The sequence below is a fragment of the Mesorhizobium sp. NZP2234 genome (assembly GCF_013170765.1).
Lineage (GTDB): Bacteria > Pseudomonadota > Alphaproteobacteria > Rhizobiales > Rhizobiaceae > Mesorhizobium > Mesorhizobium loti_D.
In genome coordinates this window covers 1996006-2021504 of record NZ_CP033364.1, presented here as the reverse complement: position 1 = coordinate 2021504, position 25499 = coordinate 1996006, and the positions used below count along the sequence as shown (strand labels likewise).

The following is a 25499-nucleotide window of genomic DNA, read 5'->3' as shown; positions in this document are numbered from 1 at the left end:
ATCAACTAAGCCCCTTGTCGCCATCGGCATGCAGGCGCAGGCCCTTCTGCACGATCTTCTCCTTGGCCTTGTCCGTCGGCACGTTGGGCGCATTGGTGATGCCCGACCATGCGGGCGCCGGATTGTGTGCCCAGTGCACGGCGTTGCGCAGCACCTGCTGCACGCCCTCATTGTGATAGATCGGATAGGTCTCGTGGCCGGGCGAGAAATAGAAAATGCGGCCCGCGCCGCGCTGGTAGGTCAGCCCGGACCGGAACACCTCGCCACCCTCGTACCAGGAGATGAACACCGTCTCCAGCGGCTCCGGCACCGCGAACGGCTCGCCATACATTTCCGTTTCGCCGATCTCAAGGCATTCGCCGATGCCTTGCGCGATCGGGTGGCCGCGGTTGATCGCCCAAACGCGCTCGCGTTCGCCGGCCTCGCGCCATTTCAGCGAACAGGGCGTGCCCATCAGGCGCTTGAAGATCTTCGAGTAGTGGCCGGAATGCAGCACGATCAGCCCCATCCCTTCCCAGACCCGCTTCTGCACCCGCTCGACGATCTCGTCCTTGACCTCGCCATGCGCGGCATGCCCCCACCACAGAAGCACATCGGTGGCGGCGAGGCGCTTCTCGCTCAAACCGTGTTCAGGTTCCTGCAGAGTTGCGGTGGTCGCCTCGATGCCCTGGTCCTGGTTGAGCGCCGCGGCAATCGTGCCATGCATGGCCAGTGGATAGAGGTCGCGCACGGCGGCATTGGTCTGCTCATGGACGTTCTCGCCCCAGACAACAGCTTTTATCGGCATTTTCCCTCTCCAAAGCGCTTTGAATATCGCATCCACAGAGGCCTTGGGAAGATGCCTCGCGACCAAAATTACGGGAAATCAGGGCTTGCGGGTTTTCCGGCCAGGCACGGTCTTGGCCTTGCCGGGCTTGGCGGGCGCGCCGGGGATAGCCGAGCTGGTGATCGACACCGGATCGCTGGCCGGAAAAGTATCCTCCAGGCCTTCCTCGAGTTCCTCTTCGGCGTCGGCCTCACGCCGCTCATGTTCGAGCGAGCGGACCGCCGCGGTCTTGGCTTTGGGCTGCGGCGACTTCGGCGCGGACTTCGACGGCATCGGCGTTTCTCCCTCGAGCTGTCGCCGCACAACGGACGCGGGCGGCAAAACGTTCCGGATCAGCCAGCCGCGTCGCGGGCTCCCTCGGAGAGGAAAGTAAAGACATAGTCCGAGAAGGAACGCCAGCACTCGACCCGGAAGGCGTCATCGGCGGTGCGCAACAGCACGATCTCGGCCTTGCCCAGGATGGTGCGCGACGCCGCCCCGACCGGGAAGGCTTCGAGCGACAGATCCTGCGGGCAGCCTGAGTTGATCGCGGCTTCGGCGGCCGGGCCGGCGACGGAGATCGCGACGTTGCGGTGCGAGATGCCGACCGCCGAATGCAGCGCGGCAACCCCTGCGCAATCGGCTAGCGGATCCTTGCCTGCCTCGTCGATGACAAGCCATTCGTCGGGGCCGAGCCACAGAGCGGTGCGGCCCGCCTTCGACACCGAGGTCTTCGGCTTCTTCGGCAAGGTCAGGCCAAGCGCCTTCGAAAGCGCCGCCAATGAAGCTTCCGGCGCACGCAGCGAGATGCGCTCTGCCGGCGGCAGCACTTCAACCTTCACGCCGGTCGCCGATGTGGCGCGACCGGCCAATGCCGGGCGGCGGTCCACCGAAGGCGATGCGGCCTCAGCCGTCTTCTTTGCAGCAGCCTTAGCCATTGAGGCGGCCTCCCGTCTCGTCGAAGAACACCATGCCGGTAACCTCCACTTCGATCACCCCGTTCGGCATCGGCACATAGAGCGTGTCGCCCATGCGATCACGGCCGCCGGCGACCAGCGCCAGCGCGATCGAGCGGCCGCAATTCTGCGACCAGTAGCTGGAGGTGACATGACCGATCATCTTCATCGGGATCGCCTGCTTGGGATCCTCGACGATCTGTGCGCCTTCCTCCAGCACCACCTTGGGATCCTTGGTTTTCAGGCCGACCAGCTGCTTGCGTCCCTTGGCGACCAGATCCGGCCGCGCCATGCCGCGGATGCCGACGAAATCGGTCTTTTTCTTGCCGACCGCCCAGTCAAGACCAGCATCGTTCGGCGTCACAGTGCCGTCCGTATCCTGGCCGACGATGATGTAGCCCTTTTCGGCGCGCAGAACGTGCATCGCCTCGGTCCCGTAGGCGGTGGCGCCATGCTTCTGGCCCTCGGCCCACAGCGCCTCCCAGACGGCCTGGCCATAATCGGCCGGCACGTTGACCTCGAAGCCGCGCTCACCGGTGAACGACATGCGGAACAGCCTTGTCGGCACACCGCAGATCCTGCCTTCGCGCACCGACATATGCGGCAGCGCCTCATCCGACATGTCGATGCCTTCGACCAGCGGCGCGATGATGTCGCGCGACTTGGGTCCTTGCACCGCGATGACCGCCCACTGTTCGGTGATCGAGGTCAGCCAGACATTCAGATGCGGGAACTCGGTCTGGAGATAGTCCTCCATGTGGTTCATGACGCGCGGCGCCCCGCCCGTCGTCGTCGTCACATGGAAGCGGTCCGGCGCCAACCTGCCGACGACACCGTCATCATAGATGAAGCCGTCCTCGCGCAGCATGATGCCATAGCGGCAACGGCCGGGCTCCAGCTTCTCCCACGGATTGGTGTAGAGCAGCTCCATGAATTTGGCCGCGTCCGGCCCGACCACTTCGATCTTGCCGAGCGTCGAGGCGTCGAACAGGCCCGCTGTCGTGCGGACCGCGACGCATTCGCGGTCGACCGCCGCATGCATGTCTTCGCCCGCCTTGGGAAAATACCAGGCGCGCTTCCACTGGCCGACATCCTCGAACACGGCGCCCTGCGCTTCGGCCCACGGATGCGTCGCCGTCCTGCGTGTCGGATCGAACAGCGGACCACGCGCATGGCTGACGATCGCGCCGAAGGTCACCGGCGTATAGGGCGCGCGGAAGGTCGTCAGGCCGACTTCGGGGATCGGCTTGCCCAGCGTCTCGGCGGCAATCGCCAGCCCGTGCATGTTGGAGGTTTTGCCCTGGTCGGTGGCCATGCCGTTGGTGGTGAAGCGCTTGACGTGCTCGATCGAGCGCATGCCTTCATGCACCGCCTGGCGTATGTCCTTGGCGGTGACGTCGTTCTGGAAATCGACGAAGGCCTTTACCGTCGTGTCCGGCCCGGCGCCGGGTGCCGCACCCAGCATGCCGCGCGACCAGCTTTCCGAGGTGTCGACCTTCGGCTTGGTCCCCTTGGCGGTCTTCGCTCCATAATTCCTGGCATTGGCATCCTTGGCCGCCTTGGTGCCAGCCGCATAGGCTTCGTCAACCGTCGCCGAGAGGCCGTCGGTGCCATTGCAGGCGCCGACCGAGACGCAATCCTGCGCATAGATGCCGGGCACGAAGCGCTTGGTCTCGTCGTTGAAAGCAACCTTGCCGCGCGACTGCGAGAACAGATGCACCGAGGGTGTCCAGCCGGCCGACATCAGAATCGCGTCGACGGGAATGGTGCGCTCGCCGCCGCCATTCTTCGGCTGCACCGTCATCGACGACACCCGCAATTTGCCGCCGGCGCGGATCACGGCGCGGCCGAAATTGATCTCGATGCCAAGCGCCCGCGCCTCGTCGATCACCGGCCCGGTCGGATTGTCGCGCAGATCGACGATCGCCGCGACGTTGACGCCGGCCTTCTTGAGGTCGATCGCCGCCGCATAGGCTGAATCATTGGCGGTGTAGACGCCGACATTCCTGCCGACCGCGACGCCATAGTGGTTGAGGAAGGTGCGCGCCGCGCCCGCCAGCATGATGCCCGGCCGGTCATTGTTCGCGAACACCATGTGGCGTTCGATGGCGCCGGAGGCCAGCACGACGCGCCTGGCACGGATCTGCCACAGCCGCTCGCGCGGCAGGTCATGGCCGGGGGCTTTCAAATGATCGCTGACGCGCTCGACCAGGCCAACGAAATTCTGCGCGTAGTAGCCAAAGGCCGTCGTGCGCGAGAGCACGCGGACATTGTCCATGGCGGCGAGCTTCGCCACCGCCGCTTGAGCCCAGGTAAAACCGTTCTGTCCGTCGATCTTCGCGCCGGTCTCGAAACGCAGGCTGCCGCCGAACTCGGCCTGCTCGTCGGCGAGGATGACGCGCACGCCGGTTTCGGCCGCGGCCAAAGCCGCCGCGATGCCGGCGGCACCACCGCCCAGCACCAGCACGTCGCAATGCGCGTAGCGCGAAGAATAATGGTCGGGATCAGACTTGTCCGGAGAAACACCAAGGCCGGCGGCTTCGCGGATCTTGGGCTCGTAAAGGCTCTTCCAGGCTGCCTTCGGCCACATGAAGGTTTTGTAGTAGAAGCCGGCCGAAAACATCGGCGACGCCAGGTCGTTGACCGCGCCGACGTCGAAGGACAGCGACGGCCAGCGGTTCTGCGAGTTGGCGGCGAGCCCGTCATAGAGCTCCTGCACGGTGGCGCGCACATTCGGCGTCTTGCGCGCATCGTCCCGCACGATCTGCACCAGTGCGTTGGGCTCTTCCGCGCCGGCCGACAGGAAGCCGCGCGGGCGGTGATACTTGAACGAGCGGCCGACCAGATGCACGCCATTGGCAAGCAACGCGGATGCCAGCGTGTCGCCCTCGATGCCGGTATGGGACTGGCCGTCGAAGCTGAACCGCGCGGTCTTGGCCTGGCTGAGGCGACCGGCGCCCGGAATGCGGAACGCGCCGCTCATTTGGCAACTCCCGGCAGCTTGGCGGGTTTGGGTTCGCCGGCCTTGTAGGTTATGACGAACTTGTCGGTGACGGTGTCGCGCACGGCATTGAAGAAGCGCGCGCAGCCATGCATGTGCCGCCACCGCTCATAGATGATGCCCTTGGGGTTCGAGCGGATGAAGAAGAATTTCTCGAAGTCGTCGTCGCTCTCGCCGGCAATGTTGGCCGAGCGCGCTATATGCGCCTCGCCGGCGTTGCGGAATTCGAGTTCCGGACGCTCTTCCTCGCAATAGGGGCAGCGGATGAGAAGCATTCTGTTCGTTCCTACAATTCGCCGTGGCCGACGCGGGCGCCGGGGGGTTGGTCGCAAAGCTTCTGGCCCATGGTCACGAACGGCGCGACGAGCCGCAGCCGCTCCTCGACATCAGAGGAGGCGCGGAACAAAGCGCGGTTGGCCATGTTGCCGAGCGTCAGTTGCACGGGGTCGGTCGTGACGATGACGCCACGCGGTTTGAAATCTTCGTCTTCATCCAGGCCCTTCGGCCGGCTTTCAAAGAACATCACAACTTTCTGGCCGGCGCTCCACACACAGGCAAGCGTTCCCTCATCAACCGAAAACGGCCATCCCGCCTCGTTGCCCGCGCGCGTGATCGGCTGCAGCCGCACCTCTTCCGCCGACGGCAAATGGAACATGCCCTGTTCCCCCGCCAGCATCAGCGGCATCGCTACAGCCATTTCGGCCATCATCATCAGTGCGCCACCGCCGCCGCGGCCGCCTCGTCGATCAGGCGGCCGGTGCGGAAGCGTTCGATGGTGAAGGGCGCGTTGATCGGATGCGGATCGTCCTTGGCGATGGTGTGGGCAAAGACATGGCCCGAGCCAGGTGTGGCCTTGAAGCCGCCCGTGCCCCAGCCGCAATTGACATAGAGACCGGGCACCGGCGTCTTGGCCAGGATCGGCGAGCGGTCGGGCGTCACGTCGACGATCCCGCCCCAGGAGCGTAGCATCTTCATGCGCGTGAAGATCGGGAACATCTCGCAGATGGCGTCGAGCGTATGCTGCAATATGTGCAGGCCGCCGGTCTGCGAATAGGAGACGTACTGGTCGGTGCCGGCGCCGATCACCAGTTCGCCCTTGTCGGACTGCGAGATATAGGCGTGCACCGTGTTGGACATCACCACGCAGGGCACGATCGGCTTGATCGGCTCCGACACCAGCGCCTGCAGCGGATAGCTTTCCAGCGGCATGCGCACGCCGGCCATGTTCATGATGACCGAGGAATGGCCCGCGGCGACGACGCCGACCTTCTTGGCGCCGATGAAGCCGCGTGTCGTGTCGACCCCCATGACCGCGCCGTTCGGCGCGCGCTTGACGCCGGTGACCTCGCAATTCTGGATGATATGGACGCCGCGCGCCGAGGCGCCGCGCGCATAGCCCCAGGCAACAGCGTCGTGGCGCGCCGTGCCGCCGCGGCGCTGCAAGGCAGCCCCGACGACCGGGTAGCGTGCGTCCTTCGAGATGTTGAGCGGCGGGCAGAATTCCTTCGCCTGCTCCGGTGTCAGCCACTCATTGTCGATGCCGTTCAGCCGGTTGGCATGGACATGGCGCTTCAGCACCTGGATGTCGTGCACATTATGCGCCAGCATCATGACGCCGCGCGCCGAATACATGACGTTGTAGTTGAGCTCCTGGCTGAGCCCGTCCCACAGCTTCAGCGCGTGGTCGTAAATGCCGGCGCTCTCGTCATAGAGATAGTTGGAGCGGATGATGGTGGTGTTACGGCCGGTGTTGCCGCCGCCCAGCCAGCCCTTTTCCAGCACAGCGACATTGGTGATGCCGTGCACCGTGGCGAGGTAATAGGCGGTGGCCAGGCCGTGGCCGCCGGCGCCGACGATGATGACGTCGTATTCCTTCTTGGGCTCGGGCGAGGACCATTGCTCCTCCCAGCCCTTGTGGCCGCGCATGGCCTCACGGGCGATGGCGAATACCGAATATTTTTTCAACGTCCCAGCCTCGCGCCAACAGATCTCGCGGATTGCAGCCGGGCTTTTGTCAGGCCCGGCGCGCGAGGTGTATCACTAGCGAAACAGCGCTTCCACCCTTGCGCTGTTTGCGACGGCGCTTGCCGTTTTGCGCCACGACGAAAAAGACCCATGCGAGACGTCAAGACATTGGCCGGTTCGGCGGCCTCCGTCGATCAACCGGACGTGAAGGGTTTTTGCCGCCAACAGGCCTGTTCGTCCAAGTGACGCAGCTCGCCGGTCTTGCTTTTTCCACGCGATTTGGCGATTCCGTTTCCTGTCGAAACGGGTCCCGAAACCATGATGCTGATCCGAACCTATGTCGCCGCGAGCGCAATCGAGGGCGTTGGCATGTTCGCCGCCGAACCGATCCGGAAAGGCGCCTCGATCTGGCGGCTCGACCCGGATTTCGACCGGCTGATCCCGATGGACAAATACGAGGCCGCACCCCCGCCTCTCAAGGAGTTGCTCGACCGTTACGCCTATCCGAGCCCTGATCGGCCGGGTTTCATGGTCTATGAGGTCGACAATGGCCGCTTCATGAACCATTCGGCGACGCCGAACACCGACTTTTCGCAGTATGGCGGAGCGACCGCGACGCGCGACATCGCCGCCGGCGAGGAGATCACCTGCGACTACGGCGAATTCTTCGAGGATTTCGAGCGACTGCACCTGGCCACGGCGTAGTCGGCGCCCTATCTCGGCGCTACCGTGGCAATTTGGCAAACGTCCTTCATTTCGACTGTGGACAGAGCGGCCTGATTCTGCTATCAGCCGCCACAATTCGTGGTGTCGACCGCCGCGGAGGCTAGTGGCTATGGCCACTTGCCTGTTGATATCAAACCCGAAAGACAGGATTGCCCGTGCAGGTACTCGTCCGCGACAATAACGTTGATCAGGCGCTTCGCGCGCTCAAGAAGAAGATGCAGCGCGAAGGCATTTTCCGCGAAATGAAGATGCGCGGTCACTACGAGAAGCCTTCCGAGAAGCGCGCCCGCGAAAAGGCAGAGGCCGTCCGCCGCGCTCGCAAGCTGGCCCGCAAGCGCGCTCAGCGCGAAGGCCTGCTGCCGATGACGCCGCGTCCCGTTCCTGCCGGTGGTGCTGCTGGTGCAGCGCGTCCGCCGCGCTGATCATCGCCAATATTTCGTCCTTTTCGAAGGATACCAAGGTGGCGCGATGCGGAATCGCCGCCACCTTTTTGTTTAGAGCGACTCGCGCCCATCCGGGCGCACAAATCACGCTCTGACAGTTTATGACATTGTGACCCGGCCCGGAGGGGGGAACCGGACCTGAACGACGGCGCAAGTGAGGACAGGGCAGACATGAACGCAACGAGCGTGGAGCGCGGGACCGCATTGCGTGGTTTCGCCCTGACAGCGGCCCTGCTTTCCGGATTGGTGCTTGCCGGCTGCCAGACATCGGGCCCGACCGGCGAGTTCAACAACATCGACAAGGCGCAAGGATCGAGCGAGAACATCTCCTCGCTGTCGGCGGTGATCCAGCGCAATCCCCAGGATCCCGAAGGCTACAATGTGCGCGGTTCGGCCTATGGCCGCGGCGGCCAGTACCAGGCGGCGCTCAAGGACTTCAACCAGGCCATCCAGCTCAACCCGAATTTCTACCAGGCCTACTCGAACCGGGCGCTTATCCAGCGCTTCCTCGGCAATCAGGCGGCCGCGCTCGACGACTACAACAAATCGATCCAGATCAACGGCAATTATGATGCCGCCTATATCGGCCGCGGCAATCTCTACCGCAAGGCGGGCCGGACCCAGGATGCCTTCAACGATTTCCAGAAGGCGATCCAGCTCGACACGACCGATGCCCGCGCCTACCACAATCGCGGCCTGATCTATCAGAGCCAGGGCCAGCACAAATTCGCCATCGAGGACTTCTCGACCGCCATCTCGCTGGCGCCGGATGCGGCAGAGCCCTACAACGGCCGTGGTCTCTCCTACCTGGCGACGGGCGACGAGGATAATGCCTTCTCCGACTTCAACATGGCCATCAAGCTCGACAGCAAGAACGCCGAGGCCTGGGCCAATCAGGCGCTGATCTACGAGCGGCGCGGCGACAAGGCCAAGGCGGCGAAATCCTATCGCGAGGCCGTGCGCCTCGACCCCACCTATCAGCCGGCCAAGGATGGTCTGTCGCGTGTCGGCGTCGGCGCCAGCTGACATCGGCTTCGGCAGATCCGGCTAACCATTGCGGCTGTTTGCGTGTCCAAAAGGACACGCCGCGCTGAATATCGTCGCCAATGCGGCAACCCGGCGTTAACCCCCGCGACAAGCCGTCGGCGCTTGCCTTGTTCGCGCCAAGTTTTCGACGGAACGGTCTGGCCATTGAAGCCGTTATTCAATGGCAATTGCGAAAGGACGCTCCCATGATCAAGAAACTCGCCTGTGCCGCTGCCCTCGCCGCGACGGTGTTCGCCGCTGCCCCGGCCAGCGCCGGCAAGCTGCAGCTCGGCACGCTCGACTGCACCATCGACGGCGGCACATCCTTCGTCGTCGGCTCCAACAAGGGCGTGTCCTGCGTCTTCCGCCCCTACCACCACGGGCCGTCGGAGATTTACACCGGCGTCATCTCCAAGCTTGGCGTCGATCTCGGCCAGACGCATCAAGGCCAGCTGATCTGGGCGGTCTTCGCCGCGACCCGCGACCGTGATGCCGGCGACCTTGCCGGCAGCTACTACGGCGTCAACGCCGAGGCGAGCGTCGTCACCGGCGGCGGCGCGAACCTGCTCGTTGGCGGCTTCGACAGCGCCTTCATGCTCGAGCCGCTCAGCGTCCAGGCTCAGACCGGCGTCAATCTCGCCGTGGCTGTGACCTCGCTTCAGCTGATCCACTCGCTCAAGTGATCGCAAGGAGCCAAGCGCTCCTCTCTACCTTGCGGCGCGGAACCATACAGGATGGTTCCGCGCCGTTTGATTTTTCGAGCAATTCCAGGAAAAGTGTGAAACGGTTTTCCGTCTGGAATCGCGTCAAAAAAGATAGAGCGGTTCCGAACCGCTCGGGGAACGCCATGCCGAAGACAGCCATCGCCGCTGCCGTGATTGCATTCGTGCTTGGCGTGGCACCGGCGCAGGCGCAGGACCGCGGCATCGAACTCGGCACCCTTGAATGCGCCATATCAGGCGGCACCGGCTTCATCTTCGGTTCGTCCAAGGACCTCAGCTGCACCTTCACCCCGACCGACAGGACCTTCGCGCCGGAAGCCTATTTCGGCGCCGTCAACAAATACGGCCTCGACATCGGCACGACAAGCCAGGCGGTGATGCAATGGCTGGTGCTGACGCCGCTGAAGAACATCTACGCGCCCGGTGCGCTGGCTGGCGACTATATTGGCGCCAGCGCGGAAGTCACGGCGGCCGTCGGAGCCGGCGCCAATCTTCTGGTCGGCGGCTCTTCGCAGGCTTTCACGCTCCAGCCACTCAGCCTGCAGACCCAGACCGGCGTCAATCTCGCCATCGGCGTCAGCCAGTTCCAGCTGCGCAGCACCGAGAATTGACCTCTTGAAAAACCGCTTGTCCTCAACCGCGGTTGAGGTCCTACAAGCCACCCCGACCGGACCGGCACCTCGATAGGCACGTCATCCGGGACCACGGCCGCGCATGGTCCTGCCGGAAAGCCTTGCTGGCTTCTGGTGCCGTACGCCGTGATCGAGATATGCAAAGCATAGGGTGGATATGACTGAAATCAGCACAAACAGGGTCGACTGGCGTGCATTGTGGGCGAGCGGCGATCTGGCGCGCTTCTGCTTCATCAGCCTTGGCATCCTGCTGCATGCCACCAATGAAACGATGGTGGCCACCGTCATGCCGGCCATGGTCGGCGAACTCGCCGGCGTGCAGCTCGTCGGCTGGTCGCTGGCGATCTACGAACTTGGCGCCATCGTCGCCGGCGCCGCCGCCGGACGGCTGGTGAGCTATGTGGCGCTGCGCACCAACATGGTGGTGGCGGCCCTGCTCTACGCGGCCGGCGCGCTGATCTGCGCCACGTCGCCTTCCATGCAATTGTTCCTCGCCGGCCGCCTGATTGAAGGGCTGGGCGGCGGCGCGCTGGTGTCGCTGGCCTTCGTCTCGGTCGAGCGGCTGTTTTCACGCGCCATCTGGCCCCAGCTTTTCGGCATCATGTCGGCGATCTGGGGCGTCGCCGCCTTCAGCGGCCCGTTGCTGGGCGCGATCATGACCGAGCTTTTGTCGTGGCGCTGGGCCTTCGGCGTCTTCACGTTCGGCGGCACGGCCATGGCTCTGGCCAGCTTCCTCGTGTTGAACACCCCGGAAGCGAAGCGACCCATCGCAGGAGCGGGCAAGGCTCCTCCCTTCCCGTTCGCCGCGCTTGGCTGTCTTGCCGTCGCCGTGGTGCTGATCGCCTCGGCCGGCGTCGATATCGCGCTGCTGCGCTCCTCGCTGCTGATCGTGCTGGGCCTGGCCGGCCTGGCGCTGTTCTTCTACGTCGACGCGCTGAAGCCGCGCTCGCGGCTTTTTCCGGCGCGGCTGTTCTCGTGGCGGACGCCGGTGGGCGCGGGCATGACCATGGTCGCGGCCTTTTCCATCGCGACCTGTTCCTTCGGCGTCTACGGACCGCTGCTCTTGACCAGCCTGCATGACATTCCGCTGCTGACCACCGGCTACATCATCGCCGCTGAATCGATCGCCTGGTCGATCCTGTCGATCCTTGTCGCCAACGCCCCGCCACAGCGCGAGCGGCTGATCATTGTCTGCGGCGCATTGATGATCGCGGCGGGCATCGCCGGCTTCGCCTACACGATACCGCTGGGCTCGATCCCGCTGATCCTGGTCTGCGCCCTGCTGCAAGGCGGCGGCTTCGGCATCGCCTGGCCGTTCCTGACCCGCGTCATAGTCGCCTCCGCCCCGGACGACGAACAGACCATCGCCTCGGCCGCCGTGCCGACCATGCAGCGCATCGGCTATGCCGTGGGCGCGGCTCTCGCCGGCATCGTCGCCAATGCCAGCGGCTTTTCGCAAGGGCTGAACCATGACGCGGCGGCCAATGTCGCGAGCTGGCTGTTTCTGGCCTTCGTCCCGCTTGGCATTCTCGGCTGCCTGGCGGCCTTGCGGGCCTCATCGGCGGCAAACCGGCCGCTGGAGGCCATTGGCTGACGCGGGCTCAATCGAAGGAGATCGGCCTACTCGACCCGCAAACGATAGCCAACGCCGGTCTCGGTGGTGATGTAGCGTGGCTGGTCCGGGGTCTTCTCGATCTTCTGCCTGAGCTGCCTGACATAGACCCTGAGATATTGGACATCGGTCGAGTCCCCCCAGATCTGCTTCAGGATGAAATGATGGGTCAGCACCTTGCCGGCATGCTGCACCAGGATGCGCAATATGTCGTATTCCTTCGGCGAGAGCTTTATCTCCTTGCCCTCGACCTTGACGATGCGCTTGACCAGATCGACGCTGAGGTCGCCGCTCTGGAAAACCGGCTTCTCGCCCTGCTGCTGAAATTTGTGCCGCAGCGCCACGCGGATGCGCGCCACCAGTTCGTTCATGCCGAATGGCTTGGTGACATAGTCGTCGGCGCCGAGTTCCAGCGCGTTGACGATACCGGCCTCATCGGTGCGGCTGGAGAGGATGACGACGGGAATGTCGACGCCCTCGTCACGCCATTTGCGCAGGAGATCGTGCCCGCCCATGCCGGGCAGGCCGAGGTCGAGCAGCACCAGGTCCGGCTTTTCCTGTTCCATCAGCTCGATCGCCACCTTGGCGTTCGGCGCCTCGCTGACCGAATAGCTCTGGCTGCCGAGCCCGACCCGCAGCAGCTTGCGGATCGGCGGCTCGTCATCGACAACCAGTATCCTGACATTCGAGTTGGTCATCACGGCTGATCCATACTGCCTTCTTCGCCACGATTGTCGGCATCGGGCCCCTCCGCCGGCACCGGCATCCTGATGGTGAACGCGGCACCGGGGCGGTCGGTCCGGTTGGCGGCCGAGATCGTGCCACCCATCGATTCGACGAAGCCACGGCAGATCGACAGGCCAAGCCCGGTGCCGGCGCGCACCTGGTCACCCTTGCGCACCCGATAAAAAGTGTCGAAGACGCGTTCCAGGTCCTGCGCCGGGATGCCCGGTCCCTCATCGATGATCTGCACGATGACGGACCCATTGTCTGCCCACCCCTGCACGCGGATCGTCGAGCCGGGCGGCGAATATTTCGACGCATTGTCGAGAAGATTGAACAGAACCTGTTCGAACAGCACGGGATCGAGCTTCAGCATCGGCAGATCGGATGGAATGTCGACCTCGATCTTGTGTTCACTGGTGATCTTGCGGGCGCGGTTGAGCGCCGTGCCGACGATATCGCCGACATAGTGGAGGGCGTAATTCGGCTCCATCGCACCGGATTCGATCTTGGTCATGTCGAGCAGGTTGGCGATGAAGCGATTCAGCCGCTCCGATTCGTCGATCACCGTCGACAGAAGCTCCGCCCGGTCCTGCTCGGGCAGATCGGGCGCGAATTCCTTGAGGGTGCCGGCCGCTCCCATGATGGCTGAGAGCGGCGTTTTCAGATCATGCGAAATCGAGGTCAGCAAAGCCGAGCGCAGCCGGTCGGCTTCGGCCGCGAGCTTGGCCCGATCGACATCGGCGACGAGCTGGATGCGTTCGATCGCCACCGCCGCCTGGTCGGCCAGCGCATCGAGCAGGCGCTGTTGCTCGGGCGTCAGCAGCGGGCCTTGCTTGTCATTGTCGAGGCCGACGACACCGATCGCGGTGCGCCCCGTGCGCAAGGGAAGGTAGAGGCGCTTGGCGCCGGGCAACGTGTCGGCGCCGCGCCCGGCGGCGCGGTTGTGCTCCCATGCCCAGCGGGCCGCGGCAATGTCGGCCTCCGCCAGCGTGTCGTCGGGCGGATAGCCGGCCTTGACGGTGATCGAGCCGTCTTCCGGCAGCAGCAGCACCACGCGCAGCTTCAGCATCGAGGCGATCTGGAAGGCGGTGGCCCACAGCACATCGTCGAGCGTGCCGGCGCCGGCGAGCTTCTTGGAGAAGAGATAGATATCTTCCGTCGCCCGCGCCCGTGAGCGGGCGGCGACCGCCTGGCGCTGCACGCGCGCCGTCAGGTTGGAGGCGATGACGGCTACGACCAGGAACACGCCAAGCGCGACAATGCTCTCCGGATCCCGGATCGTCAGCGTATAGCGTGGCTCGAGGAAGAAATAGTTGAAGGCAAGGGCGCTGGCGACACAGGCATAGAGAGCCGGCCAGAGACCGCCGGTCACCGCCGATGTCAGCACCCCGATGAGGAAGATGATGGCGAGGTTGCGAACGTCGAGAAACTGGTCGAGCAGGGCGGCGAAGGCGAGCGAGCCGGCGACAAACCCCGTAGCCTTGAGATAGGGCCATATCTGGAATTGCCATTGCTCGTCGGCCGCCCTGACGCTTCTCGAACTAGCCTCGGCATCCCGCTCGGTTCCCGAAATGACGTGGACGCTGATGTCGCCGGCATTGCGGATCAGGTCATAGGTAAGCGAGCCCTCGATCAGCTCGCGCCAACGCGACCGCGTCGGCCTCCCGACCACGATATGGGTGAAATTGTTCGCCGTCGCATGGCGCACAATATCCTGCGCGACATTCTGGCCGGGAATGGTCGTCACCTCGGCGCCGAGTTGCTCGGCAAGGCGCAGGAGCGTGGCGAGCCGGTCCTTGTCTTCCTCGGACATGCCGGCCGAGCGAGGCGTATCGACATGAAGCGCCGTCCATGGCGCGCGAAGCCGGTCGGCCAGCCTGCGTGCGTAGCGAATGCGGGCCGCGCCGCCCGGTCTTGCGTCGACGCAGACGAGCACCCTCTCGCCCGCGGCCCAGGGGCCCTGGATGGCATGGGACTGCATGTGATTGAGCAATTGCTCGTCGACGCGCTGGGCCGTGCGGCGCAGCGCCAGTTCCCGCAGTGCCGTCAGATTGCCTGACGAGAAATAATTCTCGATGGCGCGCTGCGCGGTGTTGGGAAAATAGACCTTGCCCTCCTCCAGCCGCTTGATCAGGTCGTCGGGCGTCAGATCGATGATTTCGACATCATCGGCCTGGTCGATGATGGAATCGGGAACCGTTTCACGCACCCTGACCCGCGTGATCTGCGCCACGACGTCATTCAGGCTTTCGACATGCTGGATGTTGAGCGTCGTATACACGTCGATGCCTCGCGCCAGGATCTCCTGGACGTCGAGATAGCGCTTGGGGTGACGGCTGCCCGGAGCATTGGTGTGGGCGAGTTCGTCGACGAGAACCAGCGCCGGACGCCGGGCCAGGATGGCGTCGATATCCATCTCCTCGAGGATGCGCCCCTTGTAGTCGACCTTGCGGCGGGGAATGACTTCATACCCCTCGACCAGGGCCTGGGTTTCCCTGCGGCCATGCGTCTCGACGATGCCGATCACCACATCGATGCCGTCGGTCAGCCTGGCGCGGCCCGACATCAGCATTTCGTAGGTCTTGCCGACACCGGGCGCGGCACCGAGGAATATCCGCAGACGGCCGCGCCCCTCCCGCTCGGCATGCTCGAGCAGCGCGTCGGGGGAAGGTCTGTTTTCGCTGCTTCTTTCTTCCGGCATCAAGAACCGATCATGAATGGCGCCGGGGATGCTGTCGATCCCCGGTGCCGGCCATCACTTATTTCGCCGCATCCAGCGCCATGTTGAGCGCCAGCACATTGACCGCCGGCTCTCCCATGAAACCGAGTTCCCTTGCCTCGACCTGGCCGTCGACAAGCGCCTTGACCTTGGCCTCGTCGAGGCCCCTGGCCTTGGCCACGCGCGGCACCTGGAAATAGGCGGCCAGCGGGCTGATCTGCGGATCGAGGCCGCTGCCGGACGTCGTCACCAGGTCCATCGGCACGGGCTGGTTCGGATTCTCCGCCTTCAGCTTCTCGGCATCACCCTTGATGCGCTCGATCAGCTTCGGGTTGGTGGGGCCGAGATTGGAACCGCTGGAGGCGCCGGCATCATAGCCGTTGCCAGCGGCCGAAGGCCTGCCATGGAAATATTTGTCGCTGGCGAAGGCCTGTCCGATCAGCTCGGAGCCGATGACCTTGCCGTCCCTCTCGATCAGGCTGCCATTGGCCTGTCGCGGGAACAGCGCCTGGGCGATGCCGGTCATGCCCAGGGGATAGACCAGGCCGGTCAGCACGGTGAAGAAGACGATCATGATGATCGCGGGTCTGATTTGCTTGAGCATCGGAATGATCCTTATGCGAGGCCAAGGGCCGTGACGGCCATGTCGATTATCTTGATGCCGACGAACGGCACGATGATGCCGCCAAGGCCGTAGACGAGAAGGTTGCGGCTGAGCAGCGCTCCGGCGCCGATCGCCCGGTATTTGACGCCGCGCAGCGACAGCGGGATCAGCGCGATGATGATCAGCGCGTTGAAGATGATGGCTGACAGGATGGCACTCTGCGGCGTTGCCAGATGCATGATGTTGAGCGCCTGCAGCGGGCCGGTCGTCTGGCCGGGCGCGACGTAGAAGACGGCGAACATGGCCGGGATGATGGCGAAATACTTGGCCACGTCGTTGGCGATCGAGAAGGTGGTCAGCGAGCCGCGCGTCATCAGCAGCGCCTTGCCGATCTCGACGATCTCGATCAGCTTGGTCGGATCGCTGTCGAGGTCGACCATGTTGCCGGCTTCGCGCGCCGCCACCGTGCCGGTGTTCATGGCGACGGCGACATCGGCCTGCGCCAGCGCCGGCGCGTCATTGGTGCCGTCGCCGCACATGGCAACCAGCTTGCCCTTGGCCTGCTCGTCCCGGATCAGCTTCAGCTTGTCCTCTGGCGTCGCCTGGGCAAGGAAATCGTCGACGCCGGCCTCCGCCGCGATTGCCGCCGCCGTCATCGGGTTGTCGCCGGTGATCATCACCGTGCGGATGCCCATCTTGCGCAGCTCGGCGAAACGCTCGCGGATGCCGCCCTTGACGATGTCCTTGAGGTGCACGATGCCGAGCAGGCGCCCGTCCCGCTCGACCGCCAGCGGCGTGCCGCCGGACTTGGCGACCTCGTCGGCGATCGCCTGCAGATCCCTGATCGTGTCGCTGTTCGGCCGCGTCGCGTGGCTGGCTGACGACGACTGGTTGACATGGGCAAGCACGGAATCGACCGCGCCCTTGCGAACCGAGGAGCCATCGATGTCGACGCCGCTCATCCGGGTCTGCGCGGTGAAGGGCACGAAGGTGGCGTGCAAGGTCGCCATGTCGCGGGCGCGGATGGCGTATTTCTCCTTGGCCAGCACGACGATCGAACGGCCTTCCGGCGTCTCGTCGGCGAGCGAGGCAAGCTGCGCGGCGTCGGCCAGTTCCTGTTCGGTGACACCCTTGACCGGGCGGAATTCCGTCGCCTGGCGGTTGCCGAGCGTGATCGTGCCGGTCTTGTCGAGCAGCAGCGTGTCGACGTCGCCGGCGGCCTCCACGGCACGGCCAGACATGGCGAGCACATTGAAGCGCACCAGCCGGTCCATGCCGGCAATGCCGATGGCCGACAACAGCGCACCGATTGTGGTCGGGATCAGGGTGACGAACAGGGCAACGAGCACGGTCACCGAGATGTAGCCGCCGGAATAGGAGGCAAAGCTCGGAATCGTCGCCGTGGCCAGAACGAAGATCAGCGTCATGCCGACCAGCAGGATGTTGAGCGCGATCTCGTTCGGTGTCTTCTGGCGCTCGGCACCTTCGACCAGCGAGATCATGCGGTCGAGGAAAGTGTGGCCGGCTGCGGCGGTGATGCGCACGCGGATCCAGTCGGACAGCACCTGCGTGCCGCCGGTTACCGCTGAGCGGTCGCCGCCGGATTCGCGGATGACCGGCGCGGACTCGCCGGTTATCGCCGCCTCGTTGACCGAGGCGACGCCTTCCACCACTTCGCCGTCGGACGGGATGATGTCTGCGGCCTCGACCAGGACAATGTCGCCGACCTTCAGGCTGGTGCCGGGCACCAGCCTGAACTTGGCGCGGTCCTCGCCGGCCAGAAGCTTGGCCTGGGTCTCGGTGCGTGCCTTGCGCAGCGAATCCGCCTGGGCCTTGCCGCGCCCCTCGGCGACGGCTTCGGCGAAATTGGCGAACAGCACCGTGAACCACAGCCAGATGATGATCTGCAATGTAAAGCGCAGATCGCCGCCGCCGATGATGAGATCCCTGATGAACAACACCGATGTCAGCGCCGAGACGACGGCGACGACGAACATCACCGGATTGCGAGCCAGCGTGCGCGGGTCGAGCTTGCGGAAGGCACCGCCAATGGCGGGCCAGAGAATGCCGGCATCCATGATGCTGGCCGATTTTGTGTGACTCATTTTGAAGCTCCGGCTTCAGTGTTGGTGGGCGGCACCGGTCGGTTGGATGCCGAAAAGGGTGGGCCGTAGACCAGCAGCCAGATCACGATCATGACCGCCGCAATGCCCAGGAATGTGGACACGGTCGGGAAGGGAGGAGGCTTCGCCTCCCCCTCGCTGCCGGCTGGCGGCCGGGTCCTGCGGCGCATGGTGTTGAACCAGGGCATGATCGCCTCAGAAGGTCTGCCCGTGGATCATCGCCAGGTGCTCGACGATCGGTCCGACGGCAAGCGCCGGGAAGAAGGTCAGGCCGCCGACGATGACGATGACGCCGACCAGCAGCCCGACGAACAGAGGACCGTCTGTCGGGAACGTGCCGGCCGAGGCGGGCACCGTCTTCTTGGCCGCCAGCGCGCCGGCGATGGCAAGCGCGGGGATGATGACCAGGAAGCGGCCCATCAGCATGCCGATGCCGATGGTGATGTTGTACCAGGGCGTGTTGCCGGTGAGGCCGCCAAAGGCCGAACCGTTGTTCGCCGCGGCCGAGGTGTAGGCATAGAGCACTTCGGAGAAGCCGTGCGGGCCGCCATTGGCCATCGAAGCCACGGCGCTGGGCAGGACAACGGCGATCGCCGTGAAGATCAGCATCGCCAGCGGCAGGCACAGTATGGCCAGCATCGCCATCTTGACCTCCTTGGCCTCGATCTTCTTGCCGAGATATTCGGGCGTGCGGCCAACCATCAGGCCGGCAACGAAGACGGCGACCACGATGAACATCAGGATGCCGTAGAAGCCGGCGCCGACGCCGCCGACGATGACTTCGCCGAGTTGCATGTTGATGAGCGGGATCATGCCGCCAAGGGCGGTGAAGCTGTCATGCATGGCGTTGACGGCACCGCATGATGCGGCCGTCGTGACGACAGCGAACAGCGCCGACAGCGCGATGCCGAAGCGGGTTTCCTTGCCTTCCATGTTGCCGCCGTCGATGCCCAGCGCATGGACCAGCGGATTGCCCGCGGCCTCCGCCCAGTAGCAGACGGCGACGCCGACGATGAACAGCACGCCCATGGAGGCGAGGATCGCCCAGCCCTGGCGCTGGTTGCCGACCATGCGGCCGAAGACGTTGGTCAGCGCGGCACCCAGCGCGAAGATGGTCACCACCTGGATCAGATTGGAAATCGCGTCGGGATTTTCGAACGGATGGGCCGCATTGGCATTGAAGAACCCGCCACCATTGGTGCCGAGCATCTTGATGGCAACCTGGGAGGCGACCGGGCCGAGAGCGATCGTCTGCTTGGCGCCTTCCAGCGTGGTGGCGTCGACGTAAGGCCCAAGCGTCTGCGGCATCCCGAGCCAGACATAGACAAGCGTCAGCACGATGCACAGCGGCAGCAGCAGGTAGAGCGTGCAGCGGGTCATGTCGACCCAGAAATTGCCGATCGACTTGCCGGAGGCACGAGCAAATCCGCGGATCAGTGCAACCGCAATCGCGATGCCGGTGGCCGCCGAAACGAAATTCTGAACGGTCAGCCCGGCCATCTGCACGAGATAGGACATGGTGCTTTCGCCGCCATAGTTCTGCCAGTTGGTGTTGGTGACGAAGCTGGCGGCGGTGTTGAAGGCCAGCGCCGGGTCGACCGCGCTCATGCCGGCCGGGTTGTAGGGCAGGCTGCCCTGCAGGCGCTGCAGGAAGTAGAGCACCAGGAAGCCGGCAAGGTTGAAGAGCAGCAGGGCCACCGCATAGCTGGTCCAGTGCTGTTCCTCGCGTTCGCTGGTTCCGCAAATGCGGTAAAGCCCGCGCTCGAGCGGGCCGAAGATCGGTGAAAGCAGCGTGCGATCGCCGTTGAAGACGCGGTGCATGTAGAAGCCAAGCGGCTTCGTCAGCAAAGCGATGATCCCGCAGAAGACCAGGATCTGTATCCAACCGTTGAGTGTCATGGCTGTGGCTTTCCGTGCCTTCAGAAGCGTTCTGGACGAACCAGGGCGTATGTGAGGTAGGCGAGCAGGAACAAGGTCACGCCGCCACCGAGGATGTAATCGAAAAGCATGATCCGACCCTTCAGCTCAAATTCTGTCGCAGGCTTTGACGTAGACTAGGGACAGGGCAAAGAACAAAACCCCTATCCCGATAACAATGATGTCCATTATGCTTCTTCCTTGCTTCCATTTTTTCCACTGCTCGCCTGCTGGAGCAGGTGGACAATTACGTGAAACGGAGCGCCTTCACTTTGAGCGGTGACGGCGTTCGACGTTTTCCAATGCGGAATATGGACCCGATCGCCATAAAGGTTCGAGACGGCCAAGGGCGAAAAGAAATAGGAATTTTATAAAGGTTTTCCGTTTGCAACGGCGGGAACGAATCCTGCGGCCGGAGATTGTCGACCTTGAGGGGATCACCAAAGGAGATGACAATGGCAAAGCAGAAAATGCTCGACGACCTCTTTCACGACACGTTGAAGGACATCTATTTCGCCGAAAAAAAGATACTGGCGACGCTGCCGAAAATGGCGAAGGCCGCGCAGAGCGCCGAATTGAAGGCCGCCTTTGAAAAGCACCGGACCGAGACCGAGGGCCATGTTGCGAGGCTGGAGAAAGTCTTCGGCGTCATCGGCAAGAAGCCGGTCGGCAAGACCTGTGCGGCCATCATGGGCATCACCGAGGAAGGCGCCGAAATCATGGAGGAGTACAAGGGATCGCCCGCGCTCGACGCCGGTCTGCTGGCCGCCGCGCAGGCGGTCGAACACTATGAGATCTCACGCTATGGCACGCTGAGGACGTGGGCCGGTGAACTCGGCCTGAACGAAGCCGTGGCACTCCTTGAAGCAACGCTGAAGGAAGAGAAGACGACTGATGAGGCGTTGACGCAGATTGCGGAGTCGGCGGTCAACGTCGCGGCGGAAGCAGCATAGACCCCCAAGGATCGGAGGCAGCCCCGAGGCGTGGGAGATTACCCGAGGGTGTGAGATTAAAGGTCAGGCCGCGCCGAAAGCGGTGGTTTTCGAGAACCGGGGCGGAGCGTGCTTGAAGCACTTGGGCACCGGGAGCGCTGAAAGCCATCCTTTGCAGGCCGGCCTCACCTGGACATCGACATGCCTTTAGCGCGGTTCCCGCATCATGCTGAGGTAGGTTGGATCGAACTCGGCGATCTCCTGCAGCCGGTGCCAGTCGAGAATGGTCACCGTGTGGTTTGCCCAGCTGACAACGCCGACCTTTCGCAGAGCGCCGATGACCCGGTTCATGTGCACCACCGACAAGCCAAGCACGTCGGCCATCTCTGCTTGCGAGAGCGGCAGGTGGAAGCTCATTCCGTTGGTCCGCTGCACCACTTGCAGCCGAACGAAAAGCTCACAGACGAGATGGGCCAGATGCGAGGTCTTGGAGCGCCGCCCCATGGCGACGATCCATTCGCGGTGGATGGCGCCGTCGACCAGCGTGTCCAGCCATAACAGCCGTGTCAGGTGCGGCGCCTGCTCGGTGATGGTGCGAAGCCGGGCGTGATCGGCGAACATGACATGGCAAGGCGACAACGCGACGATGCCGTGATCCATGGTCTTCAGCAGGAAGGCGTGAAGATCGACGAAGTCGCCGGGCACCTGCAACGAGGTGAACTGCCGGCCGCCATTCTCCAGCACCTTGTAGCGCGCCGCCAGCCCGTCAAGGATTAAAGTCGAGTAGGTCGGCCGCGACCCGGAAGCGACGATGTCCTGGCCGGTGGCGAAATGCCGTTCGAAGGTCATGGCGCCGGCCAGCAGCGCCTTCTCGGCGTCTGACAGTGCGTCATGCTGGCCCAGGTTGAGGTAGAGGGATTCAAGCACCGCAATCTCCGGCGAAAGGGCTTCAGAAGCCGATCGCCACGTGTTCTGTCGGGAGCAAAGGCGGCTCGGGATGCACTAAGCCTTTGGCCGCTGTCAGGCATTAACATTTGTTAGGGCCGCTTGTTCCACGGCAAATGCCGCCGCTGATGGAACAACTGCCCAGTCTGCGAATTGTCGATTGAATATCTCGCCATTTCATCAGCCTGAGGTCCACCCCATCATGCCTCGATATTATCTTGACCTCTACAATGGCGATGGTCTCACGGTGGATGATGACGGCCAGGTCTTCGAAACGCGCGAGCGCATGCGGCGCGAGGCAATCCGCATCCTGCCCGACATCGTCCGCGACGAGATTATCGAAAACGACCACACCGCCATCACGGTCAAGGTACGCGACGAAGGCGGACGCCAGATCTTCCAGGCGTCACTCGTCGTCTCGTCCGGGTGGTGTGACTGACAGCTCTCGGCTTCAGGCATTGATGGCAAAAAGTGTACCGACCATCATTTGTAATCGCGACCCTGGCCGCAACGCTGCACCATGCGGAGCCGGCAGATGATGGAGGCGGCGATTGTTCCGAACCAACGCCCCGTGGGATGGAGGTAGCAGCACATGGTCCGTGCAAAGGTCGACACCCAGCGTGACGAGCGCGCCAAGCGCGAATCGCAGATCGTGATTGACGCCGAGCGCGCGGCTCGCGAGGCAAAGACAGCCAGGTTGAGAGAATTGCGTCTTGCGGCGCAGTCAGCGCCGGGGCCCGATTTGGCGAGGCCCAAGCCGACGCGCCGGGACGAACATTCGAAAGGTTGATGCACGAAGGCGCCGCGCGACCTTAATCGATGAATAACTGTGATCTTTGCGATCTTCGCGTGGCAAAGACGAAAGCCCGGCTCGGGAGGGCCAAGCCGGGCTTTCCATGATGATCCATGCGGAATTGGCCACCATAACGGAGGCGGCCTCGAACTCAGGCGGCGTAGCCGCCATAGCCGCGCGCGACGGCGCGCGCCACGATGACCGGCTCGATCTCCGGCCAGAGGATGCCGGTGGCTTTCGCGAATTCGACGAGCGCATGGCGCGCCTCATCCCTGGTGATACAGCCTTCCAGCGCGAGGCCGCACGCTTCCACCGCATTGCGATGGAGGGGACCGCGGCGCGAGGTTGTCCAATTGGTCAGGAAATCGTGCATTTCGGCCAACGAGGCAATCTCGCGCTTGAAGCCGAGGCCGACGGTCAGTGCGACCGGTGAATGAAACAGCTTGTCGTGCATGAAGCGGGCTCCTGATTGTCGCAGCGCCAGGAGAGTTATCCGGGCTGGTCCACGAATGGGACGCCATGAAACGCGCGGAGGGCCAAGAGGTTCCGGGGGCAGGAATTGCCGGTCGAAAAACGGCGGTTGCCCGCTTGCCGCTTGTCGCCAGCCACCGTTCGCGCCGGTCAGGCGCGATGCCCCCCACCCCAGTATGCGAACCTCCGCCCAACTGGCCTGGCCCGTACACCCGGTTGAGATGTCGCCAGCTATCGGCTATCGACAACCATGAGGGACTTTCAGGCTTGGACAATTTCCGGGTTTTGCCCGATTTGCCAGAAAAACACGGAATTTGTGGCAAAGGGCGCCTGGCTGCGTGACAATTTGGTTTGCACTTCCTGCCCGCAGGGATCAATCCCACGGGAACGAGCACTGGCGCTCGTCCTCAACGAGCAAAGACCCGACTGGCGGGGTTTGCATATCCATGAGTCTTCGCCCGTAAGCAGGGGCATATCGGTGGTCATGAAACGTGACGCACGACACTACATTGCGTCTCAATACTTCCCGGACCAGCCATTTGGCTCGATGCACAAGGGGGTCCGCAACGAGGATCTCGAAAATCTGACTTTTGATGATTGCAGCTTTGATATCACGGTGACGCTCGACGTGATGGAGCACGTATATCATCCGGACAAGGTAGTTTCCGAGGTCTTCAGAACTCTGAGACCCGGCGGAATTTACATCTGTACCTTTCCGGTCCGGAAGTCTCAGACCAGCGCGTGGGAACGGAGGTTCATCCAGCATGGGGATGGAACGAGAGAGCATTTGAAGGAGCCGGAAATCCACGGAAATCCGGTTAGCAACGAAGGTTCGATCGTGACCGTCGACTATGGCTACGATCTGCATCTGGCCATCGCGGAATGGGCGCCATTCGACGTTCGCGTGTATCGTTTCGCCGATCGCACGCACGGCATCCTTGGCGAATACACGGACCTGATCGTCTGCACAAAACCTGCGTCGGCCAAGGCAGACAGGACGGCAATCCAACCAACGCGGCCGGAAACGAGGTTTGATCGCTGGCTTGCTCGCTTTGCCAAACGGGCTCGCTCCCTTGATCGCTGATCAACCGGCCAGGCGTCAGATGGCCAACGCGTATCCCCAACATTGACCGAGGAGCCAACCCCTTTCGGCTGACCTGCGACGATATCACAAGCGTGAAGAATGGTGCTGCTAAGGCCATCTGGCGCGCACTGCGGGTAGCACCTCACATCATCTGTTCAGGTAGCCAATTTTCGACCGCGAACCATATCGCCAGCGCGATCAGCGCGATGATTGCCGCGTATTCCATTAGACGACGAGGAGCAGGCATGAACGACGCTCGGGCTGAATAGGACTGCTTGGAGACATAGGCCTGCATGCCGAAAGGGGAATGGCCGATTCGGCTTGTTGGGTTGCGGTGGTAGTGGCAACCAACTCCTCGGCGGCTCGTTGACATATGCTGGTTGATCCCAGCACTCAGACCCTGGCCCGCTGCCATTACCTATCCGGCAGCGGGCCTTTTTGACGCTTGTTGACTCGGGAAGCCGGGGCAACGATTTTGCTCCGCTGCGGGCAGGGACATAAAAATGGCCTCATACGTCAGGCAAAGACTTGCGGAAATCAGGGCAAACCCCGCTCTGCGGTGGCGCCGGACCAGACGCCTTACGCTCCGCAAGCAGGCGGGCGTCGCGGCACGGTGGGTTGCTGTCCTGGCGCAGGACAAGCGCCTGTTGATAGTTATTCATCTGGTGGATCAGGAAAGAACGGTGACCGACCTGGTCTCCCGGGTGGGCGGCAGTCAGACCACCCTTTCAAAACATCTCAGCGTGCTTGTCGAACACGGGATTGTGGAATGCCGCGCCGAAGGCACCTGGCATTACTATTCCTGCAAGTCGGAGGACGCCAAGGCTGTCATCCGGCTGCTGGATGACCTAGCCCTAAACGACATGCTTCCCGGGACACCCTCAAATCCGGCGGGTTGACAATTTTGGTTGGAGCAAGGCACGTTGCCGGCTTGAGGGATAAACGGGGGATTCCCATGAAGAAAGCTTACGAGAAGCCGATACTGACCAAACGTGAGCGTTTGGCGGCGGTAGCCGCGCAGGCAATTTCACCGACGTCCAAGGGGTTCTAGGAATGAGGAAAATCTACGAAAAGCCCGTGATCACGAAACGTGAGCGCCTTTCGATTGTCACTGCCGCATCGGGCCCTTCGATCACACCGCCGGTTGGCTGACCGCCGAAAGCAAGCCATTGAAGGCCCGCCGGCTCCGGTCGGCGGGCCTTTTGCGTTTTTGGGCTGCTATTGATGCTTGCTGCTGGCGGCTTCATCACGGTTGGCGCGGATTTCCGGCCGAAGGCAATGCCTGGAATTGCCAAGA

The 25499-nt window shown here is 63.4% G+C and carries 27 protein-coding genes; 10 read left to right on the top strand and 17 right to left on the bottom strand.

Translation table 11 applies throughout. The features are described from left to right. Window position 1: 1 nt before the first annotated feature. The 7 genes from EB230_RS09940 to EB230_RS09910 all read right to left on the bottom strand — a co-directional run bounded on the left by EB230_RS09940 (window position 2) and on the right by EB230_RS09910 (window position 6727). The gene (locus EB230_RS09940; RefSeq protein WP_056577662.1) at window positions 2-787 is read right to left on the bottom strand and encodes a ThuA domain-containing protein; all 786 of its coding nucleotides are present in this window, start codon (window positions 785-787) and stop codon (window positions 2-4) included. Between the two features lie 78 nt (window positions 788-865). After that, window positions 866-1099, bottom strand: a complete 234-nt coding sequence (locus EB230_RS09935) for a hypothetical protein (protein ID WP_081295178.1) — start codon at window positions 1097-1099, stop codon at window positions 866-868. 59 nt (window positions 1100-1158) lie between these two features. Then, the gene (locus EB230_RS09930; RefSeq protein WP_056577664.1) at window positions 1159-1743 is read right to left on the bottom strand and encodes a sarcosine oxidase subunit gamma; all 585 of its coding nucleotides are present in this window, start codon (window positions 1741-1743) and stop codon (window positions 1159-1161) included. After that, window positions 1736-4744 carry a sarcosine oxidase subunit alpha gene (locus EB230_RS09925; RefSeq protein ID WP_056577666.1) on the bottom strand — a complete coding sequence of 1003 codons (3009 nt, stop codon included), beginning with the start codon at window positions 4742-4744 and terminating at the stop codon, window positions 1736-1738. Before EB230_RS09925 ends, EB230_RS09930 begins: the two co-directional genes overlap by 8 nt. Beyond that, complete coding sequence (locus EB230_RS09920) at window positions 4741-5037, bottom strand: sarcosine oxidase subunit delta (protein WP_056577668.1); 297 nt, start codon at window positions 5035-5037, stop codon at window positions 4741-4743. The genes EB230_RS09925 and EB230_RS09920 overlap by 4 nt, the downstream gene beginning before the upstream one ends. Window positions 5038-5048: 11 nt before the next feature. Then, window positions 5049-5471, bottom strand: a complete 423-nt coding sequence (locus EB230_RS09915; RefSeq protein ID WP_056577940.1) for a hypothetical protein — start codon at window positions 5469-5471, stop codon at window positions 5049-5051. A 2-nt stretch (window positions 5472-5473) separates the two neighbouring features. Further along, window positions 5474-6727 (bottom strand): sarcosine oxidase subunit beta, encoded by a 1254-nt coding sequence (locus tag EB230_RS09910; RefSeq protein WP_056577670.1) that lies wholly within the window; start codon window positions 6725-6727, stop codon window positions 5474-5476. 318 nt (window positions 6728-7045) lie between these two features. Between EB230_RS09910 and EB230_RS09905 the strand changes: the two genes are divergently transcribed. The 6 genes from EB230_RS09905 (at window position 7046) to EB230_RS09880 (ending at window position 11870) form a co-directional block, all read left to right on the top strand. Further along, entirely contained in the window at window positions 7046-7432 is a 387-nt protein-coding gene (locus tag EB230_RS09905) for an SET domain-containing protein-lysine N-methyltransferase (RefSeq protein ID WP_056577942.1), read from the top strand. A 176-nt stretch (window positions 7433-7608) separates the two neighbouring features. Then, window positions 7609-7875: a 30S ribosomal protein S21 gene (rpsU, locus tag EB230_RS09900; RefSeq protein WP_027056687.1), complete on the top strand. Its 267-nt coding sequence runs from the start codon at window positions 7609-7611 to the stop codon at window positions 7873-7875. A gap of 192 nt (window positions 7876-8067) precedes the next feature. Then, window positions 8068-8922: a tetratricopeptide repeat protein gene (locus EB230_RS09895; RefSeq protein ID WP_056577672.1), complete on the top strand. Its 855-nt coding sequence runs from the start codon at window positions 8068-8070 to the stop codon at window positions 8920-8922. 206 nt (window positions 8923-9128) lie between these two features. Beyond that, entirely contained in the window at window positions 9129-9605 is a 477-nt protein-coding gene (locus EB230_RS09890) for a DUF992 domain-containing protein (RefSeq protein WP_056577674.1), read from the top strand. 164 nt (window positions 9606-9769) lie between these two features. Next, window positions 9770-10255: a DUF992 domain-containing protein gene (locus EB230_RS09885; RefSeq protein WP_056577678.1), complete on the top strand. Its 486-nt coding sequence runs from the start codon at window positions 9770-9772 to the stop codon at window positions 10253-10255. A gap of 178 nt (window positions 10256-10433) precedes the next feature. Beyond that, on the top strand, window positions 10434-11870 hold the full coding sequence (locus tag EB230_RS09880; RefSeq protein ID WP_056577680.1) for an MFS transporter: 1437 nt from the start codon (window positions 10434-10436) through the stop codon (window positions 11868-11870). 26 nt (window positions 11871-11896) lie between these two features. Here EB230_RS09880 and EB230_RS09875 read toward each other — a convergent pair whose 3' ends face one another. The 7 genes from EB230_RS09875 to kdpF are packed head-to-tail and all read right to left on the bottom strand — an operon-like array spanning window position 11897 to window position 20069. After that, window positions 11897-12586, bottom strand: coding sequence for a response regulator transcription factor (locus EB230_RS09875; RefSeq protein ID WP_172372196.1), 690 nt, complete (start codon window positions 12584-12586; stop codon window positions 11897-11899). Continuing rightward, window positions 12586-15315: a sensor histidine kinase KdpD gene (locus EB230_RS09870; RefSeq protein ID WP_056577683.1), complete on the bottom strand. Its 2730-nt coding sequence runs from the start codon at window positions 15313-15315 to the stop codon at window positions 12586-12588. The genes EB230_RS09875 and EB230_RS09870 overlap by 1 nt, the downstream gene beginning before the upstream one ends. 58 nt (window positions 15316-15373) lie before the next feature. Continuing rightward, window positions 15374-15937: a potassium-transporting ATPase subunit KdpC gene (gene kdpC, locus EB230_RS09865; RefSeq protein WP_056577685.1), complete on the bottom strand. Its 564-nt coding sequence runs from the start codon at window positions 15935-15937 to the stop codon at window positions 15374-15376. 11 nt (window positions 15938-15948) lie between these two features. Then, entirely contained in the window at window positions 15949-18042 is a 2094-nt protein-coding gene (gene kdpB, locus EB230_RS09860; protein ID WP_172372194.1) for a potassium-transporting ATPase subunit KdpB, read from the bottom strand. Further along, a complete protein-coding gene (locus tag EB230_RS09855) occupies window positions 18039-18248 on the bottom strand; it encodes a hypothetical protein (protein ID WP_056577689.1) in 210 nt (69 codons plus the stop codon). Before EB230_RS09855 ends, kdpB begins: the two co-directional genes overlap by 4 nt. A 7-nt stretch (window positions 18249-18255) precedes the next feature. Further along, a complete protein-coding gene (kdpA, locus tag EB230_RS09850) occupies window positions 18256-19959 on the bottom strand; it encodes a potassium-transporting ATPase subunit KdpA (protein WP_056577691.1) in 1704 nt (567 codons plus the stop codon). Window positions 19960-19979: 20 nt separating this feature from the next. Continuing rightward, entirely contained in the window at window positions 19980-20069 is a 90-nt protein-coding gene (gene kdpF / locus EB230_RS09845) for a K(+)-transporting ATPase subunit F (protein ID WP_019861144.1), read from the bottom strand. A 363-nt stretch (window positions 20070-20432) separates the two neighbouring features. Here kdpF and EB230_RS09840 point away from each other — a divergent pair, with 363 nt between their 5' ends. After that, entirely contained in the window at window positions 20433-20930 is a 498-nt protein-coding gene (locus EB230_RS09840) for a ferritin-like domain-containing protein (protein ID WP_056577945.1), read from the top strand. 186 nt (window positions 20931-21116) lie between these two features. Here the strand turns inward: EB230_RS09840 and EB230_RS09835 are convergent, their stop codons facing one another. Then, window positions 21117-21836 carry a Crp/Fnr family transcriptional regulator gene (locus EB230_RS09835; protein WP_056577693.1) on the bottom strand — a complete coding sequence of 240 codons (720 nt, stop codon included), beginning with the start codon at window positions 21834-21836 and terminating at the stop codon, window positions 21117-21119. Window positions 21837-22056: 220 nt separating this feature from the next. Between EB230_RS09835 and EB230_RS09830 the strand changes: the two genes are divergently transcribed. After that, the gene (locus tag EB230_RS09830) at window positions 22057-22293 is read left to right on the top strand and encodes a hypothetical protein (RefSeq protein ID WP_056577695.1); all 237 of its coding nucleotides are present in this window, start codon (window positions 22057-22059) and stop codon (window positions 22291-22293) included. A gap of 505 nt (window positions 22294-22798) precedes the next feature. On the opposite strand, the gene EB230_RS09825 is transcribed toward EB230_RS09830, so the two are convergent. Beyond that, window positions 22799-23101, bottom strand: a complete 303-nt coding sequence (locus EB230_RS09825) for a DUF982 domain-containing protein (RefSeq protein ID WP_056577699.1) — start codon at window positions 23099-23101, stop codon at window positions 22799-22801. A 501-nt stretch (window positions 23102-23602) separates the two neighbouring features. On the opposite strand from EB230_RS09825, the gene EB230_RS09820 reads away from it, so the two are divergent. Next, complete coding sequence (locus EB230_RS09820) at window positions 23603-24202, top strand: methyltransferase domain-containing protein (protein WP_196772403.1); 600 nt, start codon at window positions 23603-23605, stop codon at window positions 24200-24202. 142 nt (window positions 24203-24344) lie between these two features. On the opposite strand, the gene EB230_RS09815 is transcribed toward EB230_RS09820, so the two are convergent. Further along, window positions 24345-24617, bottom strand: coding sequence for a hypothetical protein (locus EB230_RS09815; protein ID WP_155772548.1), 273 nt, complete (start codon window positions 24615-24617; stop codon window positions 24345-24347). Between the two features lie 88 nt (window positions 24618-24705). Here EB230_RS09815 and EB230_RS09810 point away from each other — a divergent pair, with 88 nt between their 5' ends. Then, window positions 24706-25101, top strand: a complete 396-nt coding sequence (locus tag EB230_RS09810; protein WP_172372191.1) for a metalloregulator ArsR/SmtB family transcription factor — start codon at window positions 24706-24708, stop codon at window positions 25099-25101. Window positions 25102-25499: the final 398 nt, after the last annotated feature.